General features: G+C 72.5%; 13 protein-coding genes. 6 read left to right on the forward strand and 7 right to left on the reverse strand.

Going from position 1 to position 26008, the window contains the following annotated elements:
• Nucleotides 1-807 precede the first annotated feature (807 nt).
• From DFJ69_RS02190 to DFJ69_RS02210, 5 genes are read left to right on the forward strand one after another with little or no spacing between them, the layout of a single operon-like run.
• Nucleotides 808-2106: an NAD(P)/FAD-dependent oxidoreductase gene (locus DFJ69_RS02190; protein ID WP_116020922.1), complete on the forward strand. Its 1299-nt coding sequence runs from the start codon at nt 808-810 to the stop codon at nt 2104-2106.
• Nucleotides 2103-3209 carry a class I SAM-dependent methyltransferase gene (locus tag DFJ69_RS02195; RefSeq protein WP_116020923.1) on the forward strand — a complete coding sequence of 369 codons (1107 nt, stop codon included), beginning with the start codon at nt 2103-2105 and terminating at the stop codon, nt 3207-3209. Before DFJ69_RS02190 ends, DFJ69_RS02195 begins: the two co-directional genes overlap by 4 nt.
• Entirely contained in the window at nt 3206-5152 is a 1947-nt protein-coding gene (locus tag DFJ69_RS02200; RefSeq protein ID WP_116020924.1) for a phosphopantetheine-binding protein, read from the forward strand. The genes DFJ69_RS02195 and DFJ69_RS02200 overlap by 4 nt, the downstream gene beginning before the upstream one ends.
• Nucleotides 5149-6183 carry a saccharopine dehydrogenase NADP-binding domain-containing protein gene (locus DFJ69_RS02205; protein WP_116020925.1) on the forward strand — a complete coding sequence of 345 codons (1035 nt, stop codon included), beginning with the start codon at nt 5149-5151 and terminating at the stop codon, nt 6181-6183. The genes DFJ69_RS02200 and DFJ69_RS02205 overlap by 4 nt, the downstream gene beginning before the upstream one ends.
• Before the next feature lie 10 nt (nt 6184-6193).
• Nucleotides 6194-6943 carry a class I SAM-dependent methyltransferase gene (locus tag DFJ69_RS02210; protein ID WP_116020926.1) on the forward strand — a complete coding sequence of 250 codons (750 nt, stop codon included), beginning with the start codon at nt 6194-6196 and terminating at the stop codon, nt 6941-6943.
• On the opposite strand, the gene DFJ69_RS02215 is transcribed toward DFJ69_RS02210, so the two are convergent.
• Nucleotides 6913-7668, reverse strand: a complete 756-nt coding sequence (locus tag DFJ69_RS02215; protein WP_116020927.1) for a thioesterase II family protein — start codon at nt 7666-7668, stop codon at nt 6913-6915. The genes DFJ69_RS02210 and DFJ69_RS02215 overlap by 31 nt on opposite strands.
• Nucleotides 7669-7739: 71 nt before the next feature.
• Here DFJ69_RS02215 and DFJ69_RS02220 point away from each other — a divergent pair, with 71 nt between their 5' ends.
• Complete coding sequence (locus DFJ69_RS02220) at nt 7740-8669, forward strand: NAD(P)/FAD-dependent oxidoreductase (RefSeq protein ID WP_116020928.1); 930 nt, start codon at nt 7740-7742, stop codon at nt 8667-8669.
• On the opposite strand, the gene DFJ69_RS02225 is transcribed toward DFJ69_RS02220, so the two are convergent.
• Genes DFJ69_RS02225 through DFJ69_RS02250 form a run of 6 tightly spaced genes read right to left on the reverse strand, consistent with a single transcriptional unit; the run spans nt 8656 to nt 25848 of the window.
• Nucleotides 8656-11025, reverse strand: a complete 2370-nt coding sequence (locus tag DFJ69_RS02225; RefSeq protein ID WP_211328485.1) for a methyltransferase — start codon at nt 11023-11025, stop codon at nt 8656-8658. The two genes, DFJ69_RS02220 and DFJ69_RS02225, sit on opposite strands and share 14 nt — an antisense overlap.
• Entirely contained in the window at nt 11015-13210 is a 2196-nt protein-coding gene (locus DFJ69_RS02230) for an ABC transporter ATP-binding protein/permease (RefSeq protein WP_245973934.1), read from the reverse strand. Before DFJ69_RS02230 ends, DFJ69_RS02225 begins: the two co-directional genes overlap by 11 nt.
• Complete coding sequence (locus tag DFJ69_RS02235; protein WP_116020930.1) at nt 13207-14103, reverse strand: ABC transporter permease; 897 nt, start codon at nt 14101-14103, stop codon at nt 13207-13209. Before DFJ69_RS02235 ends, DFJ69_RS02230 begins: the two co-directional genes overlap by 4 nt.
• Complete coding sequence (locus DFJ69_RS02240; RefSeq protein ID WP_211328486.1) at nt 14103-15620, reverse strand: ABC transporter substrate-binding protein; 1518 nt, start codon at nt 15618-15620, stop codon at nt 14103-14105. The genes DFJ69_RS02235 and DFJ69_RS02240 overlap by 1 nt, the downstream gene beginning before the upstream one ends.
• A 2-nt stretch (nt 15621-15622) precedes the next feature.
• A complete protein-coding gene (locus tag DFJ69_RS02245; RefSeq protein WP_116020932.1) occupies nt 15623-21967 on the reverse strand; it encodes a type I polyketide synthase in 6345 nt (2114 codons plus the stop codon).
• Nucleotides 21964-25848, reverse strand: coding sequence for a non-ribosomal peptide synthetase (locus tag DFJ69_RS02250; protein WP_116020933.1), 3885 nt, complete (start codon nt 25846-25848; stop codon nt 21964-21966). Before DFJ69_RS02250 ends, DFJ69_RS02245 begins: the two co-directional genes overlap by 4 nt.
• Nucleotides 25849-26008: the final 160 nt, after the last annotated feature.

Genomic DNA, 26008 nt, shown 5'->3' on the forward strand with positions numbered 1-26008 from the left:
GGCGGGCCCGGACCGGGTCGCGGTCGCCTCCGGCCGACGCGCCTCGTCCCCGGCGGCGACAGCCGGGCGCCCCGGACGCCAGCACCGTCACCGACATGGCGTGGATGCGCGACGGCCGCCGCCTGGCCGTGCCGCGTACGGCGCGGTCCACTGCCACGAACGCCACAGCCGGACACCGGTGGCCACCTATCCCTACGTCGGCTCGCACCTCACGCCGGCCATCACCCCGAACGGCCGATGGATCTGCAGCGGCAACCAGGACGCCTCCATCCACATCTGGCGCACCCGCGACGGCGGAGAACTCACCATGTCCGGCTACCCCGAGAAGGTCTCCCGCCTCGCCTTCGACGACACCGGCACCTGGCCGGCCACCGACGTGACCATCTGGGACTTCTCCCCCAAAGGGACCGGCCGGCACCGCACCCCGCTCACTGCGCGAACAACGAGACCATCACCGCCCTGGCCCGGCGCCCCGGCTCGGCCGGACACCTGGCCAGCGGTGACGACGACGGCGCCATCGCCCTCTGGCACGCCATGTCCGGCCTCCCTGAATCCGGCCTGCGGCCCGTCCGCACACGCGCGAGCGACTCCGAGGTGACCGCACTGACCTGGGCCGGACCCGAACTCCTGATCGCCGCCCACCACGACGGCCACCTCCGAGCCCGCCGCATGCCCTCGCGAACCGCCCTTGAGCACGGGATCCGGTCATCGGTGCCCTTCCGGGAACCGATCGGAGCGATTGGTGGAAATGATTATCATTTACACCTACCCTAGGGGCATTCGACGGCGCAGGGAGGAGTCCAGGGGATGGCACGTGGGCGGCGGGCGGTGGTCATCGGTGGCGGGATCTCCGGGCTGACAACGGCGGTCGTGCTGGCCGGGCACTACGAGCGGGTCACCGTCGTGGAACGCGATCGGCTGCCCGACGGGCCCGGGTTCCGGGGCGGGGTGCCGCAGAGTCGCCATCTGCACGCGCTGATGGGCGGCGGGCAGCGGGCGCTGGACGGGTTGCTGCCCGGCTTCACCGAGGAGTTGTACGAGGCGGGCGCGGTGCCGCTGCGCACGACGTACGACCATCTGTGGCTCAGCCCGGTGGGGTGGTGCAGCCGCTTCGACCCGCCATCCCATGTGGTGCTCTCCGCGACGCGTGAGCTGGTCGAGTGGGTCGTACGGCGACGCGCGCTGCGGCTGCCGAACGTGGACATCCGCGAGGACACGCAGGTGCAGGGATTGGTTCAAGGCCCAGGTGGCGAGGTGGCGGGTGTTCGCATAGACGGTGAGGCGTTCTCGGCGGATCTGGCGGTGGACGCGTCCGGCCGCCGTTCACGCACTCCGCAATGGTTGATGGCGCTGGGCTACGACGAGCCCGAACGGACCCGGGTCGACTCCAGGCCGGGGTATGCCAGCCGCTTCTACGCCATGCCCGCCGATTTCGCGGACGAATGGCGGGTCATCTCGATCCAGCCGGGTCCGGGGCAGCCGCTCCGAGGCGGAGCGCTCGTTCCGGTGGAGGGTGGCCGATGGCTGGTCTCTCTGTACGGGTACCTGGACGACCATCCGCCGACCGACGAAGAGGGATTCCTCGCCTTCGCCGCGAGTCTGCGCCACCCCGTGCTGCACGACACCATCGAGAACGCGCGCCCTGTGGGACCGATCCACGGCTTCCGGCACATGGCCAATGAGCGGCACCACTATGAGGCGCTGCCGCGTTGGCCGGAGGGGTTCCTGGTGGTGGGGGACGCCGCGTGCGCGGTCAACCCGGTGTATGCGCAGGGCATGTCGATGGCGGCGATGACCGCTCGGCGGCTCGCCGATGTCGTGGGCGATGAGGACTGCGCCACGATCCAGAAGGAGATCGCCGCCGGTAACGAGCGCGCCTGGCAGGTCGCCACCGGAGCGGATCTCGCCTACCTCGGCAACGGCGACGAGGTGGACGAGGAGGCACGGCGCACGGGCGAGTACATGCAGCGGCTCCTGGAATTGGCCATGGTGGACGCCGAGGTCAACAAGACGTTCTTCGACGTCATGATGATGCTCGCCGAGCCCGACGTGCTCTCCTCTCCTGAACTGGTCGCGCGGGTCGCTCAGGGCCCGGCCCGTCCGTGAGCCCCCATGACGCCGGTCTCGCGGCGGTCGGAGATGTCGATCTGACCCGCGTGCCGGAGAACGTACGACGGCTGGACATCGCCGTTCTGACGGGAATCGCGGCCTTTCTCGGGTCCGTGTCCTCGTTGCGGGAGGGCACTCCGCTGGACGCAGGGGAGGTCGCACGGCAGGTGGGTGTCGTGCCCCGGCACGCGTGGATCCCGGGTCACTGGCTGGATGCGCTCGCCGGCGAAGGTCTGGTGCACGCCGACCCCCCGAGGCGGTTTCACGGGCTCCGCCGCTTCCGTCGTTCCGAGTTGGTGGCCGTACGGGACGGGATCGAGGAGGCCCGACAGGCGCTGGGGTATCCCCCGGAGCTGACCCGCTACCTGCTCGACTCGCTGCGCCACCTGCGTGGGCTGCTCAGGGACGAGGTGAGCGCGCAGGCGTTGCTGTTCCCCGACGGGGATCTGGCCACCGCTTCGGCCGCCTACCGGGCCAACCACATCAACCGCTACCTGAACGCGGCGGCCGTTGAGGTGGTCCGGCGGCTTCCGGAGACGGGACGCGTCTTGGAGTTGGGGGCGGGCACCGGGTCGCTCACCGCCGATCTGCTGCCCGTGCTCGTGGGGCGCACGCGCGAGTACCTGTTCACGGACCTGTCGCCGTTCTTCCTGGAGTCGGCTCGGGAACGCTTCGGGGCGTACCCCTTCCTCCGGTACGAACGGCTGGATTTCAACGAAGAACTGCCGGGGACCTTCGATCTGGTCATCGCCGTGAACGCGGCGCACAACGCCTCCCACACCGGCGTCCTGCTGAAACGGATCGCCGGGCTGCTCGCCCCCGGCGGAACGCTGCTGCTCATCGAGACCTGTCATGAGCACCACCAATCGCTGACGTCCATGCCGTTCCTGCTGTCGGCACGACCGGGGGCGGCGAGGGTGGAACGCCACGACCACCGGGCGGGAACGACCCGCACCTATCTGACGCGGCGGGAATGGCGAGACGGGTTCGCCGCCGCCGGATTGCGTCCCGTGGTGGACCTGCCGGAATCGGGCCACCCGTTGGCCGCGTACTCCCAGCATCTGCTGGTCGCCCACCTCATGGATCGGAGACGCACATGACGCCCGTTGAAGAAGAGCTGAGCCTGATCTGGGGCGAGCTGCTCGATCTGGACCCCGCCGAGATCCCGTCCGACGCCAGCTTCCTGCGGCTCGGCGGTGACTCGGTGCTGGCCGTACGGCTGTCGGCGCTGGTCCGCCGGAGGATGGCCGTGGACCTGGCGTTGTCCGACGTGACAGTGGAGATCACCCTCGGCCGGCTGGCCGACCTGGTGGCGACACGCTCGTCCGGCGACGGTGCGGGCCGGGCGCTGCCGGTGGAGCTTGAACGCCGACCCGACCCGTCCGCCCCGTTCCCGCTGATGCCGCTCCAGCAGGGGTATTTCGTGGGCCAGCACGACGGGTGGGAGCTGTCGTACGACTCGGCGCACTTCTACGGAGACGTCGCCCTCACCGGGGTCGACGGCGATGAGGCCGCCGAAGCCCTCGAGGACGCGCTGCACCGGCTCGCCTTGCATCAGCCGATGCTGCGGGTCCGGATCACAGCGGAGGGCGACCAGTACGTTCTGCCCCCCGACGCGGCCGGTGCGATCCCCCGGCCCGTGGTGTACGACCTGCGCAAGGCCGAGGCGGAGGAGGTTTCGGCGCATCTGGAGTCGATCCGGCGGGAGATGAGCACCACCGGACCCAACCCGCTGGAGGGGCCCGGTCTGGACATCCGCTTGAGTCTGTTGCCGGAGGGGCGTGGGCGGCTGCACACGGCGATGAGCCTGCTCACCCTCGACGGCTGGTCGGCCACTCTGCTCAACCGTGAGCTGCTCACCCTGGCCGCCGACTGGAACGCCGTACTGGCTCCCCTGGACGTCGACTTCGGTGACTATGTGACCTCCCTGGGCCGCCTACGCGACAGCGAGCCGTACGCAGCCGATCGGGACTGGTGGTGGGCGCGGCTGGACGACGCTCCCCCACCGCCCGCACTGCCGCTCCGAGCCGACCCCCGTGACGTGCGGCCGACCACCATGGGCACACGCGAGGACCGGCTGCCCGCCGGGCGGTGGGCGGCTCTGCGGGAGCAGTGCGCCTCCCACGAGGTCACCCCGTCGGCCGCCATGATGACCGCATTCGGCGTGGTGCTCGCCCGATGGGCGGGACACCGGCGCATGCTGCTCAACTCCCTCCAGCTCAACCGGCTTCCCCTGCATCCGGACATTCACCGGGTGATCGGCGCTTTCGCCACCACCATGCTGTTGCCGGTGGAACCGGCCCCCGACCGCACCTTCGCCGACCTGGCCGGGGAGGTGCAGCGGGCCTTCTCCGAGCACGCGTCGCACAATCTGGTCTCCGGTGTGGAGGTGTCGCGGGAGCTGGCGCGGCGACGCGGAACGACCCGGCCGATCGGGCCTGTGGTGTTCCAGAGCACTTTGGGCATGGACGCGGCGATCGGTGAGCGTCAGGCCGAATCCGCCGGGCCACTGGGCGAACTGGTCTTCGACGACTTCCACCACCAGCTCCGTACGCCGCAGGTGGCGTTGGAGGTGCGTTTCTACGAGATGCACGACGAGATGGCGTTCGTCTTCTCCCTCGTGGAAGAGCTGTTCGTCTCCAGCCAGGTGGACGCGGCCTTCGCCGACCTCCGCGACCTGATCGAATCCCTCGCGGCGGGCCCCGGCTGGGACGCGTCGGTGGACCTCCCCTCCGCGCTGGATCCGGCGGAGAGCGCGACCCTCTCCCTGGACCGCCTCCCCGAACGAACCTCCGCCCCGGAGGAAGGTCCCCCGGCCGACGAACTCGAACAGCGGATCTGCGACCTGTGGGAGGAAGTCCTCGACGCACCGGTGCTGGACCGGGCCACCCCGTTCTTCGCTCTCGGCGGTGACTCCCTGCTGGCCGTACGCACTCTGGCGCGCATCGCCAAGGAGTTCGGCACGGCTCCCAGCGTCCGTGAGTTCCTCGACGCCCCCACCGTCGCGGGACTGGCCACGGCACTCCGGACGCGCGTTCGATGACGGTGATCGGAGTGCTCGGCGGGTCGGGCACGGTCGGTCGGGTCGTCGTGGACCGGCTCGGCGGAGTCCACGAACTTCGCGTTGGAGGGCGAGACCCGGGCCGGGCGGCAGACGCATGCCGGGACGTCCCTCAGGCCGTTCCCATGCGGGTGGATCTGCATGATGGGGAGAGCCTGCGCGCGTTCTGCGACGGATGCGCGGTGGTGGTCAACTGCGCCGGGCCGTCGTACCAGGTGCTGGACGCCGTGGCACGGGTCGCGCTCGAAGTCGGGGCGCACTACGTGGACGCGGCCGGGGATCTCGCGGCGATCGACAAGATGGAAGCCACGCCGCCGCGTGAGCTGGACGAGCGGGTGGCGGTGTTCTCGGCCGGGCTGATGCCGGGGCTCTCGGGATTGCTGCCTCGCCTGCTGGAGCCCGGTGCGGGGACTCGGCTGGACGTCTATGTGGGCGGGGCGGCGCGGATCGGGGAGTTGTCGGCCGTGGACGCCCTGCTGACGCGGGGACCTCGCTTCGGTACGGCGCTGGCGGCCTGGCGGGACGGGCGGAGAGTGCCCAACGCCCTGCGACCGCTGCGGGGTGTGGCCCTGCCCGGGTTCCGGGGCCGGGTGCATGCCTGGCCGTTCCTGTCGGTCGAGACCGAGCGGCTGGCGGCCGAGCTGGAGCTGCGAGAGCTGCGCAACTACACCGTGTACGTCACGGAGAGCATCCCCCGGGCGCTGGCGGCGGCCTGGGCGGAGGGCGGGCCGGTGGAGCGGCATGTGCCCGCCGTCGTGGAGGCGGCCGAAGTGGACATCGCGACGACCGGGCCGTACTACACGATGCTGTTCCAGTCCGGGCGGCGTCGGCTGGTGGTGCAGACCCCCGACTCCTACGCGCTGAGCGGGGTCGTCGCCGCGATCACGGTGGACGAGGTGCTGGGCGGCCGGGTGGAGCCCGGGGCCGGGCTCGCCGCCGAACGGCTGGACCCCGCCGCCGTGTACGCCCGGCTGGTCGCCGATCCGCTGGTGACCGGTGCCGACCTGACCTGAGAGGTGACCGATGAACGAAGCCGATCGCGCTGACGAGGGGCTGGGTTATGCCGTCAACACCCCCTACTACGACTTGATCTTCCCCGAGGCGCTGCGGGACTCCCTCGCCGAGGCGCTGGTGAAACTGACCGCCGGGGCCCGTACGGTTGCCGAGATCGGCCCCGGCACCGGGTACTTCACCGAGGTCCTGGTGGAACGGCTGGGGCCGGAGGCGCAGATCTTCGCGGTCGAGCCCGCCCGGATCATGCGGGCGGCGCTGATGAGCCGGCTGGCCGCCGTGCCGGGCGCGGCCGGTGTGGTGACCGTGCTGCCCGAGGACGCGCTGACCGTCACGGTGGACGTTCCGCTGGACGCCGTGGTGCTGCTGAACCTGATCATGCACTTCGACCCGGACGCACGGAAGGCGCTGTGGCGGCGCTGGGCGGAGGCGCTGCGGCCGGGCGGCCTGCTCATCACCGAGTCGCAGTATCCGCAGGTGGCCTCGGCCGTCCCACCGACCGTCGTTCCCGGGCGTGCTCTGGGTCGGTACCGGTACGACACCCTGTCGCGGGCCGACGTCGTCGGCGAGGCCATGGTGCGCTGGGTCAACACCTACCGCACCTGGGAGGGCGAACGGCTGGTGCGCGAGGAGACCGCCGAGTTCGACTGCCACGTCATCTCCGACGCGCTGCTGACCCAGGAGTTGACGGACGCCGGGCTCGAACGCGTCCCCGAGGCCCCGGCGGGCATTCAGGTCTGGCGGCGTCCCGACACGGTGTGAGCCTCCAGCGCGGCGAGCAAGGCGCGGAGTACGGCGTCGCGCTGAGGCACCAGGTAGAAGTGGCCACCGGGGAAGACCCTCAGCTCCGTCGACCCGGTGGTCACCTGCCGCCATCGTTCGGCCTCGGCCGGGGTCAGGTCGGGGTCGGCGTCGCCCAGCAGGGCCGTGATCGGGCACTCCAGCGGCGGGTAGTGGCGGGGCTCGTAGTTCTCGATGAGCCGGTAGTCCTCACGGACGTATCTCAGGATCAGCGCCCGCACCTCCTCGTCTTCGAAGACCTCGGGGTCGGTCCCGCCCAAGCGATCGAGCTCCGCCATCAGGTCCGTGTCGTCGAGCAGGTGCACCCGGCCGCCGCGTTCGTCGTGCGGGGCCTCCCGGGCCGACACCAGCAGGTGTTCCGGCGCGGGCCGGTCGCGGGCGATCAGCTCGTGGGCCAGCTCGTACGCGACGGTGGCCCCCATGCTGTGCCCGAACAGCCCGTACGGAAGGTCGGTCAGCGGCTCCACGTCCTCGGCCAGCGCGGCGACCAGGGCGTCCAGATCGGCGGGAAAAGGGTCGCCGAAGCGGTCCTCCCGGCCGGGGTACTGGACGGCCCACAGCTCGAGCCACGGGGGCAGCGCGTCCGCCCAGGCTGCGAAGGCGCTCGCTCCGCCACCGCCGTGCGGCAGGCAGAACAGCCGCAGCGAGGGCCGTACACGAGGCGCGAAGGAGCGCAGTGCGGACATCGGGGTTCCTTTCCCAGCGGAGATACGATAATCATTTTCACATCAGGGTTCGGAGCGGGAGGAGCAGGGCGATGAGGTACGACGTGATCGTGGTGGGCGGCGGACCGGCGGGGCTGAGCGCCGCGCTGGTGCTCGGGCGGCAGCGCCGCCGGGTGCTGGTGGTCGACGGAGGCAGGCCGCGCAACACACCCGCCGCCGAGATGCACATGTACCTGAGCCGCGACGGGTTCCCGCCCGCCCGGCTGCTGGAGCTGGGCCGCGAAGAGCTGGCCGCCTACCCGTCCGTGGAGATCCGGCAGGGCCTCGTACGGGCGGCGCGCGGAAAGAAGGAGGACTTCGAGGTCGAGCTCGCCGACGGCACCGTCGAGCGGGCCCGGCGGCTCGTCCTCGCCACCGGGCAGGTCGACGAGCCGTACCCGATCGAAGGGCTGGCCGAGCGGTTCGGGCGCAGCGTGTTCCACTGCCCGTTCTGTCACGGCTGGGAGACCCGCGACATGTCGCTGGCCGTCCTGACCCGCGAGCCGATGGAGGCGATGCTCGCCCTGTACGTCGCCGACCGGTTCAGCGACGACGTGGTGCTGTGCACGCACGGCCCGCTCGACCTGCCGGACGAGGTCGCCGCCAAGCTGGACGAGCGGGGTGTGCGCATGGTCGACACACCGGTGACCAAGGTGACCGGCGAGGTCGGTGCCCTGGAGTTGCACTTCGCCGACGGCACCACGCTGGTCCGCGACGCGGTCTACCACCGGGCGCCCACCCGGCAGCACTCCACACCGGCCGCCGAGCTGGGCTGCGAGATCCAGGACGACGGGACCGTCCGGGTCAACGAACTCCAGGAGACCACCGTGCCCGGGGTGGCGGCCGTCGGCGACACCGCCAAGCTCCCGGCCGTCCCCGACGCCGTCACCCTGGTCTCGCTGGGCGCGGCGGACGGGGTCCGGGCGGCGGTCTGGATGGAGAGCGACCTCTTCCGCGCCGACCTCGGCATCACTCCCGCCTAGCCACGAAGAGGTGCAGGCCGATGGCCGCGAGGGGATGGTCGTCGGGGGGCAGGGTGAACAGCGGGCGCAGCCCCGCGGCCCGCAGCTCCGCCGACCACTCCTCGCGGGTGAGGAAGACCCGATCCTCGGCGGCTCTCCGGTCCGCCGGGTCGAGCCGTTCCCCACCCGCCTTCGGGGACATCAGGAACTGCATCGACGCCAGGATCGCGGGCATTTCCCGGCAGGTCTCCACGAACACGAACAGCCCGCCGGGTGCCAGCAGCCCGCCGAGCCTGGCGATGGTCTTCCCTACGTGGCGGGCGTTGTGCAGGACGTTCGCCGACAGGAGCACGTCACGGGAGCCGGGCTCGAGATCCGGGTCCTGGTTGATGTCGAACAGACCGAAGCGCACCCCCGGCCTGTCCGCGAAACGCTCACGGCCCAGCGACAGGAAGTAGCGGGACACATCGGTGTAGAGGTAGTCGATCTCGTGGCCGTCCAGCGCGCGGAGAGCGTCCACGGTGGTGCCGCCGACACCGGCGCCCATTTCCAGGACCCGCAAAGGTCGTTGCCGCTCGGCTGCAGCCCGGCGCAGCACTTCGCCGACGCCGGCGTTGAGGTAGCGGTTGACGGTGTTCTCCCGGTACGCCCCGTCGGCCGCGCCGGTGTCGTCTCCGTCGAACAGCAGAGCCTGTAGGGGCACCTCGTCACGCAACAGCTCCGGCAGCCGCGCGGTGGCGGCCAGCAGGAAACGGGTGGTCTCCTCCGGGTAGCCGATCTCCTGGCCCTCGGCCTCCAGGCCACGCCCCGCCTCGACGGCCTCCTCCCTGCGCACCTTCCGAAGGCCGTGGTACAGGCCGTCGTCATGGGAGAGCAGCCCGTTCTCCACCAGGGCTTGGAGCCAGCGCCGCAGGATCCACCGATGCCGCTCTGCGACTCCCAACGCCTCCGCGACCTCATGGGCCGAGCACCGTACGCCCGGACGCGTCAAGCCGGACGGCCGCAACGTCACGGCCATCGCCGCCAGTGCGGCCTCGTCCAACCGTGCCAGGAATCCCGGAACGCGGGCGGCATCCGCCTCGGGGACCGCCCCGGCCGCGCGTTCCGCCGGGCCGTCGAGGACGGACACGACGATGCGGGCGTCGGGGAGTACGCGGCGGAGCAGAGCACGGGCGACCTCGCGCAGCCGGCGTTCCACGAAGGACGGGAAAGGGTCGTGGACCGTCCCCCGTCCGGTGATCTCGGTGACCGGGACGGCGGCGGCCTCCGGCGGGCTCACCACGGCGAGGGACGTGGGATCGACGGGGTCGGCGATGACGGCGGCGCGGGTCGGGGCGACCTCGCGTAGACGGGAGGCGGTCAGCGAGGCGGGGATGCCGTGGATGTGGATGGGAGTCTCCAGGGTCCCCAGGGCGTCCAAGGAGCGCCAGGGCACCTGCTCCGGCGTCACCGGCGGGGTCGCGTCCACATGGAGTACGGCGTCGAAGCGGTAACGGGTCAGTTCTGTGTCGTCGCGCATGGTCTTCGGGTGAACGCTCATCCGGACCGTTCGGCCGGACTCCCGGGCGAGGCGGGCCAGCAGGGGCGGGTCGAAGAGAAGTTCCTCGTCTCGGGCGGCGCGTTGGGCGGCGCGGCGGGGCAGGTCGTCGGGGCCGGCGGCGCTTTCAACCCAGTGGGCGTAGTCGTTGAGCAGCCGGGAGTCGCGGACGTCGCCCACGATGACCGTGCCGCCGGGGGCCACGAGGTCGAGCGCGTCGTGGACGACGGCGCGCAGATAGCCCACGCCGGGGAAGCACTGGGTGACGGAGTTGATCAGCACGCAGTCCGGGCGGCCGTCCGCCGCGCCGACCTCACGCAGTGCCTCCAGCACGACGGGGGCCGTGGCCTCATGTGCGGCGGCCCGCACGAACGCGGTGCCGGGGCGGGCGTCGCCGCGGAGGGCGGTGACGGCGGCGGACGCGACATCGGTGCCCACATAGCCGCGTACGTGCTCGCGCAGCCGGTACATGAGCAGACCGGTGCCGCAGCCGAGTTCGAGGATCCAGCGTGGGCGGGTACCGAGCACCAGAGCGACGGTGTGGTCGATCCATTCCCGCATGTGCCCCACCGGCAGCGGAAGCCCCGTGTCGGAGGCCCGCCAACCGGAAAGGTCCAGGTCGGAGGCGTGCCGTACGTCGGCGCGCGTATATGTCCACTCGTAGACCTCGCCCCAGTGCTCCAGGTACTCGGTGACGAGGCCGCCGGGTTCGGGCCGGACGGCCAACGCGGACGGGGCGGGAGTGACGTGGAGCGCCCCGTCCGGCCCCGGTCGGGCCTCGCCGATCCAGGGATGCGCGGCCAAGGTCTCGGCCGCTTCGTTGAGCAGGTCAGCGTGCACGGATGTCGGTCTCCGTTCGTGAGTGTTCCAGATCCGCCAGGTGCAGCACCCGGTCGGCGTGCGCCGCGACACCCCGGTCATGGGTGACCAGCAAGACCGCCAGCCCATCGGCCCTCAACTCGGCCAGCAGGCCCAAGAGCCCCTCGGCGGTGGCCGCGTCCAACGCGGAGGTGACCTCGTCGGCGAGCAGCACCGAGGGCTCGGCGGCCAACGCCCGCGCCACCGCCAGCCGCTGCCGTTGCCCACCGGACAACTCCCCGGGCCGCCGTCGGACCATCACCGGATCGAGCCCGACCCGTTCGAGCAGCACGGGGACCCGCTCGCGCGCCTCCATGGCGCTCGACCCGCCGAACCACCGCAGCGGCCTCGCCAACGCGGTCCCCACCCGGTGGGCCGGGTTGAGGGCCCCCGCCGGGTCCTGCCCGACGAGTTGTACGGCCCGCAGCGCCTCCCTCGGCCGCCCCGCGACGTCCCAGGCCAAAGCCTCACCGCCCAGGCTCAGCGAACCGGCCTCCGGAGGATGCAGCCCGGCCAGCGCCCGAAGCAGCGTGCTCTTCCCGGCTCCGGAGGGCCCGAGCACCGCCACCAGTTCCCCGGCCCGCACCGTTATTTCGGCGTCCTCCAGCAGCATCCGGTCACCGTGCCCCAACGCCATCCCCCGGGCGTGAAGCACCGTCTCTCCACTGGGCTTCGATGACGGTCGGAGCGCAGGGCCCTTTTCGGGTGGGGCTCCGATGGTGAGGACACGGTCGGCGATGCGTTCCACGAAGGCCGTGTCGTGCGAGATCACCAGGGTGACCGCTTCGCGCCGGCGTTCAAGAGCCTTGACGACGAGGTCCAACGTGTCGGGGTCGAGCCCGCTGGTGGGCTCGTCCAACACCAACAGACCGGGGTCGCCTAGGAGGGTTCGCGCCAGCGCGACGCGTTGGGCCTGACCGCCGGAGAGGCTGCCAGGTCGTCGCTCCCACAGCTCATCGACGTTCAGGCCGAGCGAGGTCAGCAGCAGCCGGGCCTCGGAGGCATCGCATCGCGAATCCTCGAGGACCAAGGCGCCCACGGTGAGCAGGGGATTGAGGGCACCGACCGGGTCCTGATCAAGGAGACCGACCGTCGAACGCCGCCACCGACGGGCGCCGCGGCCCGGACGTACGGGCTCTCCGTGCCACCGGATGGTGCCGCCGGTCCGGCGCAGGCCGTGCGGCAGGATGTCGAGAAGCCCACGAACGACAGTGGTCTTCCCACCGCCGGAGGGCCCCACGATCGCCACGACCTCACCGGGCCCGGCGCCGAACTCAAGCCCGTCGACGACCACGCGGCCGCCCCCGTCCACCACGGTCAGTCCCTCGACCGACAACAACGCCCGCTCGTTCGACAAGAACGAACCCGTGGCCGCGCCACCCGTACCGGCGACGGCACGCGGGCCGGCGGCCGGCGCGGACGCCGGCCAGACGGCCACCAGGGAGAGCACGGTCAGCGCCGCGGCCGGGGCGACCAGCGAGGCCGGGTTGAGGGAGGACCCCGGGAGGTTCTCCCGAAGCATCAGGCCCCAGTCGGCATCGGTCGGCTCGGGCCCCAGCCCGAGCATCCCGAAAGCGGCGGTGAGTTGCAGGGCCATGATGAACCGGAGGACCAGATCCGCCGAGGCCAGCCCCGCCACCGAGGGCAGCACCTCCCGGACGAGGATCGCCCCGGCCGACTCGCCCCGGCATCGTGCCGCCTCCACGTATCCGGCCCGCCGGGCGTCGCGCACCACATCACGAACGACCCGCAGGCCCAGCGGCGCTCCCCCGCACACGGTGCCCACGATCACGGCCGCCGGGGCGGGCACCGCCACGGCCAGCACCAGGGCCACCAGCAGAAACGGCAACGCCAGCAAGAGGTCGGCCGCCGCCGTCAGCCACCGTCCGGCCGGCCACCAGCCCGCAACGAGGCCGGCCGCGAGCCCCAGCACACCGGCGATCAGCGAGGCGGCGAGCGCCGTCAAGGTGAGCTCACGTCCACCCGCCAGGAGTCGCGACAGCACGTCACGCCCGGCTGAGTCCGTGCCCAGCACCGCTCCGTCGCCCGGTGGCGCCCACGGCACCCCGATCGACGCCGCCGGGTCGTGCGGCGCGAGCCCACCGCCCCACACCGCCACACCCAGCGTCAGAACGGCCAGGCCCACCGCCGACCAACGCGGCCTCACCGACGCTCCCCAAGGACGTCGGCGACCGCCGACCCCGCCAGAACGGCCACCGCCGCGAGCATGGCCACCGCCTGAACGACCGGAGTGTCACGGGTGCCGATGGAGCCGACAAGGAGTTCACCGAGCCCCGCGTACCCGAACTGGATCTCCACCACGGCGGTGGCCGCCAGCGACATGCCCGACATCAACGCCAGCACCCGTACCGCCGGAGCCAGCAGGAACGGCGCGACATGCCGTACCGCCACCCGGTGCGGCGGCAGACCACGCGCCACCGCGTCACGGACATGGGGGCGGCGTACCGTGTCGGACACCGCGCCCCCCAACAATCCCGCCCCGAACGCGGCGGCCGGAACGGCCAGCGCCGCCGTCGGCAACACCAGCAGCTCGGGCCGAGACAATGGCGAACCCTCGACGGGAAGCAGCGACACCGGAGGCAGCCACCCCAGGACCCCGGCGAACACCACCGCGAGCCAGGCCGCGAACACCACCTGCGGCACCGAGGCCACCCCGGTGACGCAGAACCGCCACCGTGATGAGGCGGTGCCGACCAGCCAGGCCCCCAACAGGGTCAGCGGCACCGCCACCACGAGCGCGCAGCCCGCCAGGGTGAGCGTCGCCGGAAGCCGTTCGGCGACGATCGCGGCGACCGGCCGGTCGGTGACCAGCGAGGTGCCGGCGTCGCCCCGGGCCAGCCCGGCCAGCCACGCCAGGTAGCGCCGCCAGCCGGGCCGGTCGAGTCCGAGGTCCGCCCGCACGTCCACGAGCTGCGCGGCCGTGGCCCCGCGCCCGGTGCGGGTCTCGGCGGCGTCCGAGGGGAGCAGCTCCGTCGCGCCGAAGACGAACGCCGACACCAGGAGGAGGAGCACCAACGTCCGCAGGACTGCACGCGTCATCACCCGCCGAGCCGGACCCGCTCGATGAAGACGCTGCCGAACCCGGGGCCGTCAGGCAGGCCGTTCACCCGTGTGGACGCCAGGTCGAGGCCGTCGCCGACGCCCCACACCACATAGCCGCCCTCATCGCGCAGCTCGCGTTGCAGGTCGCCGAAGGCGCGGCGGCGTTCCGCGTCGTCCTTGACGCCCATCGCCTTGTGGAACGCGGCGTCCCAGGCGGGCCGCTTCCAGGCGGTCTCGTTGGTCGGGGCGTCGCCGAGCAGCGACACCCGCGCGACGTCGGAGAACGGGATGCCGCCGAAGAACCCGGTGTAGAAGTCCCGCTTGGCGAACACCTTCGTCCAGTACGTGTCCGGCGGCTCGTTGGTGACCTTGACGGTGATCCCGACCCGGGCGAGCTGGCGGGCGAACAGGGTCGCTGCCGTGTCCATCCCCGGATACGACGTCGTGGTCGCCAAGGTGAGGGACAGCCCGTCACCGTGCCCCGCCTGCTCGAGCAGGACCTTGGCGCGGGTCAGGTCACGGGCGCGCTGCGGAAGGCCGGTGGGGCTGGAGGGGTCGGCGGGCGTCAGCAGGTCGTTGCCGACCTTGCCGTAGCCGAGGAACACCTTGTCCAGCAGCTCCTGCCGGTCCGTCGCCAGCTTGATGGCCTCACGGACCCGGGGGTCGTCGAACGGCTTGCGGTCCAGCCGCATCACGAACGGGTACATGGTGACGGCCGGGCGATGCACGACCTTCACCCGCCGATCGTTCGCCACCTGCCGCACGGTGGCCGGGTTGACGCTGCTCGCCACGTCGGCCTGCCCGGAGATCACCGCCTGGGCGCGGGCCTGCGGGTCGAGCACGGCGCGGATCTCGATCCGCCGCGTCGGGGGCCGGGTGCCCCACCACCGGTCGTTGCGCTCGAGGATCGCGTGCTGCGCGGTCCCCCCGGCCATCGTGTACGGCCCGGAGCCGACGACGGGCTTGTCGAACGCGGTGGTGCCCTCGGGGACCACGAAGGTGATCGACTCCAAAGCGCGCGGCACTTCGGCGTACGGCTTCGTGACGACCAACTCCAGGGTCTGGTCGTCCACCGTCCGGGACTCGGCGAAGTCGAACATCTGGAGCCGCCCGAAGTTCTCCGCCGCCTTCTGCTGGATGCGGCGCAGCGAGAACAGCACGTCGGCCGCCCGCACCGGCTTGCCGTCGGTGAAGGTCACGCCGCTGCGCAGCTTGACCGTCCACGTGGTGAGGGACTCGTCCGGCTCGAAGGAGGTCGCCAACCGGGGTTCGGTGGTGCCGTCCGGGCGGGGCTTGGTCAGCACGTCGTACAGCAGCGCGAAGCGGGTCAGGTCGGACTGGTTACCGATGCCGCCGTGGGGGTCGTTGATGGCGGTGGCGGGCGCGCCGACCGCGACGTACCGGAGGGTCTGGCCGGCCGACGCGGCGTCGCCGTCGTCGCCGGAGCCGCATCCGGCGACGACGAGGGTCAGGGCGGCGGCGAGCGCACCGACGCGCACGGAAAGGGGGTTCATGGTCATCCGTTCTTCGAGAGTGCCTTGTTGATCAGGTCGGCCAGCCGGGCCACGGTGGGCGGGCGCAGTAGGCCGTAGTGGTCGGCGTCGAGGCCGTGGACCTCCGGCGGCCCGGCCAGATGTCGTTGCCAGCCCAGGTCGGGCAGGCCCGGCGGGGTGTCGTCCACACCCATCCCGATGCCGGAGTTGCGGGACGCCCGCCGTTCGGCCCGTACCAGCAGGGTCACGGCGGCCGGGTCGTCGAGACGGCGCGGCGTGTGGTCGCCCAGCCCGCGCAGATGCCGGGCGAAGACGCCGACGCGTTCACGAACGTCCTCGCCGCGCCCCAGCAGCCGATGCTCACGCAGCCGCGCGGCGACGGCCTCCGGGGGGAGCGTGCGGGCGGCGGCGCGGCCTTCCTCGGTGCCGACGCCGAGGTCCACTCCGAGATACGCCTCGAACGCCCCGAGCAGCCGGACGGTCGCCTCGGCCTCTGCGTCGCCGGGAAGGGGGGTGATGTAGGTGGGGTCGTTGGAGTCGAGCATCAGCAACAGCCCGATGCGCTCCCCGTCGTCGTGCAGCAGCCGCGCGACCTCCTGGCCGAGGCTGCCGCCCATCGACCACCCGCCGAGCAGGTACGGGCCGCGCGGGCGATGCCGCCTGATGACGTCGGCGTACAGCCGGGCCAGACCGGCGAGATCGGCGGGTGCCGCACGACCGGCCAGGCCGGGGTCGGTGAGCGCCACGATCGAGAACCGCTCGTCCAGCAGCCGCGACAGCTCGGCATAACAGAGGACGTCCCCGCCGGACGGGTGCAGGAGGAACAGCGTCTGCTCGCCCGTGCCGTCGCGCAGCGGGACCAGGATGTCGTCGTCATCCGGACCATCGCCCCAGGCGGACGACGGGGCGGCCAGCTCCTTCAGCCTCGCGGCGTAGGCGGCGAACACCTCGTCCACCTCGTCATCGGGCAGCAGATCGGCCACCGCGTCCCACTGGACCAGCAATTCGCCGCGCTGGACGAGCACCTGGTGATCGAGCCAGACCTGCGGGGTCTGGCTGACCGCGTGGACCTGCTCGCCGACCCACTGAAGATCGGGCTCCCCGCCCACCAGGTCCTCGAGACCGAGCGCGCTGGTGAAGACCACGGGCACGGACCCGACCCGGCCCCGACCGTCCGCGACGAGGTCCAGCGCGGAGTAGGACCGGTGGTCGAGGTCGGCGAACAACCTTTGCTGCGTCCGCCGCACCTGCGCGGCGAACGACCCGACCGCGCGCCTGTCGACCTCGTGGACGAGCAGGGACGTGAAGTCGCCCACGACCTTGTCCACGTCGGGATGGATCGCCGGCCGGTCGAACAGGGTGAGCGTGAGGGCGAAATGGTCGCCCCCCGACCAGCGCGCCAACGCCTCCCCATAGGCGGTCAACAGCACCGCCGTCGGGGTGACCCTCCACCGCGCCGCCTCCCGCTTGAGCGCCTGCCACTCGCCCGGGGTCAGCCTGGCCGTACGGCGAACGAAGCGGGGAGGGCCGTCATGCTCGGCGAGCGGCAGCGGGGGCGGGCCCGGGATGGTGTCCAGCCGGTCCCGCCAGTACCGAGCGTCGTCCTCCTCGGCCCGGCCGAGTGCCGCGACGCAGGCGGCGAAGTCGATGCCCGGCTCGGGAAGGCGCGTGCCGGGGTGCTCGTAGAAGTGCCGCACCTCCCGGTCGATGATCCAGTAGCTTCCGGCGTCACAGATCAGCACGTCCACGCCGATGAACAGCCGGACCCGGCCGCCGGGCAGCCGCGCCGCCTGGAGCTGCACCAGCGGCCACCGGTCGGGCGGCCCCGGGTCGCGGGAGACCCGCTCGCGCAACCTCGCCAGCCTCTCGTCCCGTTCCTTCTCGCCGAGACCGGTGAGGTCGTGGACGCGGATCCGGTACGGGGGCACGTGGTCGAGAACCTTGAGACGTCCCTGTCGGGTGACGATGGTGCGGAGCATCGGATGCCTGGCGATCACCTGCCGCCAGGCGTTCTCGTAGCGGACCAGGTCGAGGCCGGCGCAGTCGTACTCCAGGTAGAAGTGGCAGGCGATCTCGCCGAGCGCGTAGCCGCCCTCCCGGCCGACCCAGTACGCGTGCTGCACCCGGGTCATCGGGAACGTCCCGTCCGCCGAGACCGCCTTCCTCGCGACGGGCTCGGGGGCGGCTTCAGGCTCCGCGTGGTGCAGCAGATCGGCGAGGCCACCGACCGTGGGATGGGAGAGCAGGTCCCTCAGCCGCAGCTCGACACCGAACTCGCCGCGCAGCGCGGTGAGCATGCGGGTGGCCAGCAGGGAGTGGCCGCCGAGGGCGAAGAAGTCGGTGTCGGCCGAGGTCACCTCGACGCCCAGCAACTCCGACCACAGAGCGGCGACCGCCCGCTCGGCCGGGCTGAGCGTCGTCTCACCCGCCTGGGACTCGGCCGTCACCCGCACGGGGGCGGTGTAGGCGGCCCGGGCGGCGCGTTCCCGCAGATCGGTGGTGGAGACCGCGACGACGGGTACCCGCCGGTCGGCGAGGACGCGGTCGAGTGCGTCCATCCCCGTACGCGCTCCGAGCGCGAACGTCAGGCGTACGGCGCGTTCGGTGCCGACCGGACCGACCTTCCATGCGTCCCACACGATGCTGACCCACCGGGTGCCGTCCTGCGGGGTCTCCTCGGCGAGCGCGTCGAGGAAGCGGTTGGCGGCGCAGTAGGGGCCCATGCCGATGCCGCCGACCAGCGTTCCGGCCGAGGACATCAGCACCACGTCACGGGGACGGCGGTCGGCGGGCAGCCGGTCGATCGCCGCCCGCAGCGCCAGGGCCCCGGTGACCTTGGCGTGGACATGGCCGGTGATCTGGTCGGGACCGACGCGGCGTAGCGGCTGGAGGTCGGCGGTCGCCACCACTCCGGCGGCGTGGACCACCAGGTCGAGGGGTGCGAGTTCCTCCAGCAGCGCGGCGGTGCCCTCGGTGTCGGCGGCGTCCAGCGTGCGAACCTCGATCGACAGGCCCTCGTCGGTGAGCTTGCGCAGCGATTCGGCCCGTTCGCCGGTGGGGGTTCCGCCTCGGGAGGTGATGACGACGCGCAGGCCCTTGCGGGCCAGGTGGGCGGCGGTGGTGAGGCCGACGTCGCCCAGGCCACCGGTGATCAGGGCCGTCGAGCCCGCTGCGACGTCGCGTCGACCGGGCCGCCAGGGGCGCAGGCCACGAATCCATCGGGTGGCGCCGCGCACGGCCGACTCGACACCGGAGCCGCCACCGGCGACCAGGTCGGCCAGCTCAGAAGGCACCGCCTCGGCGAGGTCGGCGCGCTCGTCCAGGTCGAGGATCCGCCATCGCGCGCCGGGTTGTTCCTGGGCCATGACGCGGGGCAGCGCGTGCAGCGCCGCGACGGCGGGGTCGGGCCGCTCCGCGCCGGTGACCTGGTGGGCTCCCCGGGTGACCTGGAGCAGCAGCCGGGCCTGACCTGTGAAGAACAGGGAGGCGAGCCGGGCATGGGCGAGGATGCCGTCCTCGACGGCCCGGGGGTCGTGGCGGCGTTCCGGCCGGCCCTCGGCGATGACGATGACGCCCGTCCAGTCCTCGTCCGGGCGTTCGGCGGCGTGCGCGAAGGGCACCGCTTCGGCCCCGGCGGCCGTCAGGGCCTTGATGACGATGTCTTGGGCGTCCCCGACGACGACCCAGCGGCCTTCCAGCGTGGTCGTCGGGTCGAGCGGGGTGGCCTGGGTCCACACCGGGATCTGGAGGGGCTCGTCCTCGTCGGGCTGGTCGTCGGCCTGTCGTACGGGCTCGGCGGGCGGGTCGATCCAGAGCCTTCGCCGCCGGAACGCCATGCCCGGCGCGGCGACCCGGCGACGGCCCGGACGATGCATGCCGCCGAAGTCGACGTCGACCCCGTGCGTCCAGAGCCGTCCGGCCGTCTCGTACAGGGCGGCGAGGTCGTCATCGGCCAGCGTCGTGAGCGCGGCGCGCAACCCGGGCAGGCGGTTGCCCTGCGCGAGGGCGGCCAGCGCCCCACCGGGCCCGACCTGGACCAACACCGCCGGGTCGGCCGTCCGCAGCGCCTGGGAGAAGCGCACGGGCTCACGGAGTTGGCGCACCCAGTGCTCGGCCGTCCCCAGCTCGCCCTTCACGAGATCGCCGGTCAGGGTGCTGACCACGGGCACCGTCGGCGCGGAGCCGGTGAGCCCGGCGGCGGCGGCCCGCAGCCGGGGAAGGGCCGGATCCACCAGCCGGGAGTGCGCCGCCCCATCGAACCGAAGCCCGGTCGGCTCGTGCCCTTCCCGAACGAGGGCCTTCTCCAGCTCGTCCACGGCGGGACGCGGGCCGGACACCACACACGAGTCGGGCGCGTTGACGACGGCCAGGTCGACGGCAGGATGCCTGCCCAGCAGTTCACGGGTCGCGTCCTCGCCGAGCGGTACGGCCAGCATGGCCCCGTCCCCGGCGGCGTCGGCCATCGCCCGTGACCGAACGGCGACCAACCTGGCCGCGTCCTCCAGCGCCAGCGCGCCGGCGGCCACCGCCGCCGCGTACTCGCCGAGGCTGTGCCCGAGCACCAGATCAGGCCGGACACCCCAGGTGCCCAGCAGGCGGGCGGTCGCCAACGACACCGAGAACAAGGCGGGCAGCCCGTGGACCGGTCCCCGGATCCGCCCTTCGTCGCCCCGGATCACCGCTCTGATGTCGAAACCCAGATGACCTGCGAAGAGCTCGGCGCACTCGTCCACGCTCTCCCGGAAGGCGCGCTCGTTGTCGTACAGCGCCGAGCCCATGCCGACCCGGGCGCTGCCGCCGCCGGGGAAGGCGAACACCAAGCGAGGCTTGCCGTCCGGCGCGCGAACGGGGGTGGCCTTGCGCAGTGCCTCCACCAGATCGCCGTTCTCCGCGACGACGCTCAGCCGGTGCGGCAGGTGGACCCTGCCCTGTTGCAACGTGAAGGCCAGGTCGGCCGGCGGCGCCTTCGTTCCCGCCAGGTCGGCGGCCGTCCGCCGCAACGCCTCGGGGCTGTGCGCCGACAGCACCACCGGATGCGGGCGCGGGTCGGGAGCCGGGTCGGGACGTTGCGGGGCGGGGCCCACGATCACGTGCGCGTTGGTGCCGCCGATGCCGAACGAGCTGACCCCGGCCAGCTCCGGGCCGTCCCATCGGCGGGTCCTCGTGACCACCTCGAACGGGGACCCGGCCAGGCCCAGCAGGTCGTTGATCGGCTCGGCGTGCAGCGACGCGGGCAGCACGCCGTGCCGCACCGCCAGCACCGTCTTGATGAACGACGCGATGCCCGCCGCCGAGTTGGTGTGCCCCACGTTGCTCTTGACCGAGCCCAGCCCGCACCAGGCCGGGCCGGTGTCGCCGAACACCCGGCGCAGCGCCGCCACCTCGATCGGGTCGCCCAGCCGGGTCCCGGTGCCGTGCGCCTCGACATACCCGACGCCCCTCGGGTCGGCCCCGGCGATCGACAGGGCCTCCGCGATCGCGCGGGCCTGGCCGCGCACCGAAGGCGCGGTGAAGCCGGTCTTGTCGGCCCCGTCGTTGTTGACCGCCGACCCGTGGACGACCGCGAGAATCGGGTCACCGTCCTCCTGGGCGTCCCGCAGCCGCCTGAGGACGACCGCCCCGACGCCCTGCGTGTAGACGATCCCGGTGCCGTGAGCGGAGAACGGGCGGGTGCGGCCGTCCTCGGAGTAGATGCCGTCCGGCGTGGACAGATAGCCGCGTCCCTGCGGAACGATCAGGGAGACCCCGCCGGCCAACGCGGTGTCGCACTCGCCCGCCACCAGTGACTGCACCGCCATGTGCACCGCGACCAACGACGTCGAACACGCGGTGGCCACCGACACCGCCGGACCCGTCAGGTCCAGCCGGTACGCGACCTGAGCGGGCAGATAGTCGGTCTGCGTGGCGATCGCCGTCTGGAGACTCCCCACCGGGTCCGTCCCGCCACCGGTCGGATCCCACCGCCCGGCCAGGTTGCTCGCCAGGTAGGCACTCTGCGCGGCCCCGGCGAACACGCCCACCGACCCGGCGTCCCGTCCCCCGCCGTGCCCGGCCTGTTCGAGCGCCCGCCAGCAGATCTCCAGGAAGAGCCGCTGCTGCGGGTCGAGCAGCGCCGCCTCCCCGTCCGTGAGCCCGAACGGCTCCGGATCGAACATGTCCTGTCCGTCGATCAGCCCGGCGACCGGCACATATGCCGGATCCCGCCGCAGCCGCCGAGGCACCCCGCGCTCGGCGAGCTCCTCCTCGCCGAGCCGGGTGAGCCCCTCGTGCCCCTCCGCCAGGAGCCTCCAGTACGCCTCGGCGTCGGACGCCCCGGGGAACCGGCACGCCAGCCCGGTCACCGCGACCAGCCCGTCGTCGGCGCTCACTGCGCGACCTCCTCGGCCCGACGCCGCGCCATCCGCCGAGCCTGCGCCCGCCGTATGGGCACGGGCGGGGCATCAGCGGGCTGTTCCGGGGCCGCCCGGCCGTCGCGCCGTCCGCTGATGTGCGCGGCCAGTCGCCGAACCGTGGGCCGACTGAACATGTCCACCACGGCCAACCCGGGATCCAGCGCCTCGGTGAGCTTCCCGTGCGCCCGTACGAGAGTCAGCGAGGTCGCCCCGAGCCGGAAGAACGGCGTCGTCGGATCGATCTCCGCACCACCGAGCAACCCGCTCAGCACCTCGCTCACGACGCGTTCCACCTCGGCGTCCACCTGCTCCCCGGATGCCGCCGCCTTGGGCGCGGCCGATGCGGGCACCTCAGGCGCCGCAGGCACGTCGGCCGCCACGGGGCCGGCGGGTGGGGCCGGTGACGTGGTGAGCTCGATGAGCGCGCCGGGGGTCAGGTGTTCCGACAGGGTGAGGCCGTGGGCGGCGGCGGTGGCGCGGAGGCGTTCGGCCCAGGTGCCCGCCGTGCTCAGGGCGCGGGACGGGGTGAGGCCGCCACCGGTGACGCGCAGCGACAGTCCGAGGCCCTGCTCTGACGCCTGGCGGAACAGGGCGGCCAGGTCGTCGCTCGGCTGAGGTCGGGGCCGTGACCGGGGATGGGGCCGAGGAGGCTCGGGGGTGCGGCCGTACGGGTTGGGCAGGGCCTTGTAGTCGATCTTGCCGTTCTCGGTGACGGGGAAGGCGTCCAGACGCACGAAGCGGCTCGGCACCATGTAGTCGGGCACGCGTTCGCGCAGGTGCGCGATGAGGCGTTCGTCGTCGGGCGGGTTCGCGGCGTCGGCGGCGACCAGGTACCCCACCAGGCGGGGCCGGTCATCGGGCCCGCGGACCGACAGGGCGACGGAATGCCGGACGCCCGGGACGCGGTCGAGGACCGACTCGACCTCACCGAGTTCGATGCGGTGGCCACGGATCTTGACCTGGCGGTCGAGCCGGCCCATGAACTCGATGTTCCCGTCCGGTCGCCAACGGCCGAGGTCACCGGTCCGGTAGAGACGGCCGAGGACGGGATGGGCGATGAAGCGCTCGCGGGTCTGACGGTCGTCTCCGATGTAACAGCGGGCCAGCCCGTCCCCGCCGATGTGCAGCTCACCCGGCCGGCCGACCGGACAGGGGCGACCCTCCGCGTCCAGGATGTGGAAGGACTGGCCGCGCAAGGGACGCCCGTAGGGGATGCTCGGCCACGACGGCGGCACCTCGCCGATCGGGAAGCAGATCGACCAGATCGACGCCTCGGTCGCGCCGCCCAGACCGACCAGCCGGGCGTTCGGGGCCAGCGCCCTCACCTTGTCGGGGAGGGTGACGGGGATCCAGTCGGCGGACAGGAACACCAGCCGCAGCGGCTCCAGCGCCGCACGGGCCCGCTCCGGCTCGATCTCGGCGTACTCGACCAGCATCTCCATCAGCGCCGGGGCGGTGTTCCAGACCGTCACCCGGTGCTTTTCCATGAGGTCCAGCCAGTGACCCGGGTCGCGTTGGCGGTCGGCGTCGGGCAGCACGAGCGCGGCCCCCGTCCCGGCCACGCCGAAGATGTCGTGCACCGACAGGTCGAAGCTGAACGCCGACAGGCCCAGCACCCGGTCATCAGGGCCCACCGGGAACCGGTCGATGAGGTCGTCGATGGTCGTCCGGGCGGCCCGATGCTCGATGGCCACCCCCTTGGGCCGTCCCGTGGAGCCCGACGTGAAGATGACGTACGCCAGATCGTCCGGCCTCGGGGTACGGGTCGGTTGGGCGCCGCCCTTCTCCAGGACCGAAAGCCGATGCACGGTCACGTCCGAGGGCCACCGCAGCGCTAGGTCGTCGGGCACCACCGCGTGCCTGACCCCGGCCTGCTCGCACACGGAGGCGACCCGGCTCTCCGGCCATGTCGGCTCCACCGGCACGTAGCCGGCGCCGCCGGCGCACACCCCCAGCAACGCGGTGACCTGCTCGATCCCCTTGGGGAAGGCGACCGCGACCAGGTCCCCTGGTCCCACCCCCAGCTCGGTCAGCGCCGACCCGACCCGCCCGCGCCGTTCGGCCAGCTCCCCGTGGGTGAGGCTCCGGGAGGTGTCCAGCAGAGCCGGGTTCTTCGGCAGCGCCCGCGCCGCGGCCCGCAGCGGATCGTCCAGCAGCGGCCCCGCCGCGGGGAACGGACGAACGTCCAGCGGCGAGCCGGGCAGGAAGGTCGGGTCCCAGCCGAGCGCCGGATCGTTCCAGGCCCCCGCCTCGGTGGCGAGCCCGCGCAGCAACGTGAGGTGCGCGTCGCGCATCCCGTCGACGAAGCCGTCGGGGAACACGCCTTCGACGGCGTCCCAGGCGATGCGCAGCCTGCCGCCCTCGTCATGCACGATGTGGTCCAACGCCACCTGCGGGGTCTGGGAGATGCCGAAGACCTCCTCCCCGAGCCAGCCCGCCGGGGCCGTGTCCGGGTCCGCGAGGCCGAGCCCGCTGGTGAAGACCACGGGATGGGTCGGCGTCAGGTCGGCGCCGCCGGTCTCCCGCAGCACCTCGACCCCGGACACGGTCCGATGCTCCATGTCGGTCCAGAAACGTCTGTTGATCGAGGCCGCGAATCTTTCGAACCCGTTCCACTCCCGTAGGTCCACCCGCGGGAACTCGACCAGCACCGTGGAGGTGAAGTCCCCGACCAGATGCGCCAGCTCCGGGTCGTCGGGCCGATCGAACAGCGTCGTGTTCAGGCAGAACGCCTCGTCCGCCCCCCACCGCGCGAGCACCAGCCCGAACGCCGCCAACAGCACCCCGGTGGGGCTCAACCCGCGTTCGGCCGCCCGGTCCCGCAGCGCCCGCCACTCCGCGACGTCCAGCTCGGCCGCGCTCCGCGCGAACCGATGGGAACGAACCTCGGCGAGATCCTCGGCCCAGGGCAACCGGGGACCCGACGGCAGCGCGCGGCCCCGCCAGTACTCCATGTCGCGTTCCCGGTTGCGCGCCTCGTCGGGGTCGGCGTGCCTGCGTCGTACCAGCTCGTCGAACGAGACCGCAGACGCCGGAAGCTCCGTCGACGGGTCGGCGACCAGTCGCCCCCACTCGGCGAGGATCTGCATCCACCCCGCCAGGTCGAGCGCCAGAACGTCGATGCCGAGGAACAACCTGGTCCGCCCGTCCGGCAGGAACGCCGCGCGAAGGTCGAACAGCGGCCACCGGTCGGCCGGACGCACCTGATGCGACCTCTCGTACCGGAGCCGCTCAAGCCGTTCCCGCGCTCCCTCCGCGCCCGCGTCCCGCAGGTCGTCCACGGCGATCTCGTACGGCTCGGTGGCCGGCAGGATCCGCTGCCGGCCCTGCGCGTCCACGATCATCCGCAGCATCGGGTGGTGCTCGACCAGCCGGTTCCACGCCGCGGTGAGCCGCGTGAGATCCGCCTCCGGCCCTTCCGCACCCGGCACCCGGTCGTACTCGCGGTAGTAGAAGGTCGCCACGCCCCCCAACGGGAACGATGGCTCGCGTCCGATCCAGTACGCCGTCTGCAGCGGCGTCAGCGGAAACCCGCCCCCACCGCCGCTCCCGGCGAGGCCGCGGGCGTCATCGTTCACGCCCGGCTCGGTGATGCCCTCGGCGGACGTCCGGGTGTCAGCGCTCATGCCGGGGTCGGTGATGCCGTCGGCGATGGTGCGGGCGGTGGCGTCGCCCAGGAAGGCGGTCATCGGTAGGTCAAGTCCGAGGTCGCCGAGGCGGCGCCGAAGGCGTACGGCCGTGAACGACTCCAGTCCCAGGAGGGTCAGGCCGGTATCGGGGCCGACGGCTTCGAGGGGCAGCCCGAGCACCTCCGCCACCAGCTCGGCGATCTCCTCGACGGACACGAACGAGCGCATGGGTCTCCCTAAGATCGTTTTGCCTGGGGTGAGCGGCTCTGGACGCACAGGGCGACGGGGTGTGGCCGATGCGTCTCCGCCGCTGTCGTGACTTCGAAGGAGCGGTCGCCTCGACGTCCGGACGCCCTGGCCGCCGATCGGTACCTGATGCGGACCGTCG

Origin of the sequence: Thermomonospora umbrina (genome assembly GCF_003386555.1) — a bacterium.
Classification (GTDB): Bacteria; Actinomycetota; Actinomycetes; order Streptosporangiales; family Streptosporangiaceae; genus Thermomonospora; species Thermomonospora umbrina.

Coding starts and splice junctions, on each gene's coding strand:
- DFJ69_RS02190 (WP_116020922.1), top strand. CDS start 808: ATGGCACGTGGGCGGCGGGCGGTGGTCATCGGTGGCGGGATCTCCGGG.
- DFJ69_RS02200 (WP_116020924.1), top strand. CDS start 3,206: ATGACGCCCGTTGAAGAAGAGCTGAGCCTGATCTGGGGCGAGCTGCTC.
- DFJ69_RS02205 (WP_116020925.1), top strand. CDS start 5,149: ATGACGGTGATCGGAGTGCTCGGCGGGTCGGGCACGGTCGGTCGGGTC.
- DFJ69_RS02210 (WP_116020926.1), top strand. CDS start 6,194: ATGAACGAAGCCGATCGCGCTGACGAGGGGCTGGGTTATGCCGTCAAC.
- DFJ69_RS02215 (WP_116020927.1), bottom strand. CDS start 7,668: ATGTCCGCACTGCGCTCCTTCGCGCCTCGTGTACGGCCCTCGCTGCGG.
- DFJ69_RS02220 (WP_116020928.1), top strand. CDS start 7,740: ATGAGGTACGACGTGATCGTGGTGGGCGGCGGACCGGCGGGGCTGAGC.
- DFJ69_RS02235 (WP_116020930.1), bottom strand. CDS start 14,103: ATGACGCGTGCAGTCCTGCGGACGTTGGTGCTCCTCCTCCTGGTGTCG.
- DFJ69_RS02240 (WP_211328486.1), bottom strand. CDS start 15,620: ATGAACCCCCTTTCCGTGCGCGTCGGTGCGCTCGCCGCCGCCCTGACC.
- DFJ69_RS02250 (WP_116020933.1), bottom strand. CDS start 25,848: ATGCGCTCGTTCGTGTCCGTCGAGGAGATCGCCGAGCTGGTGGCGGAG.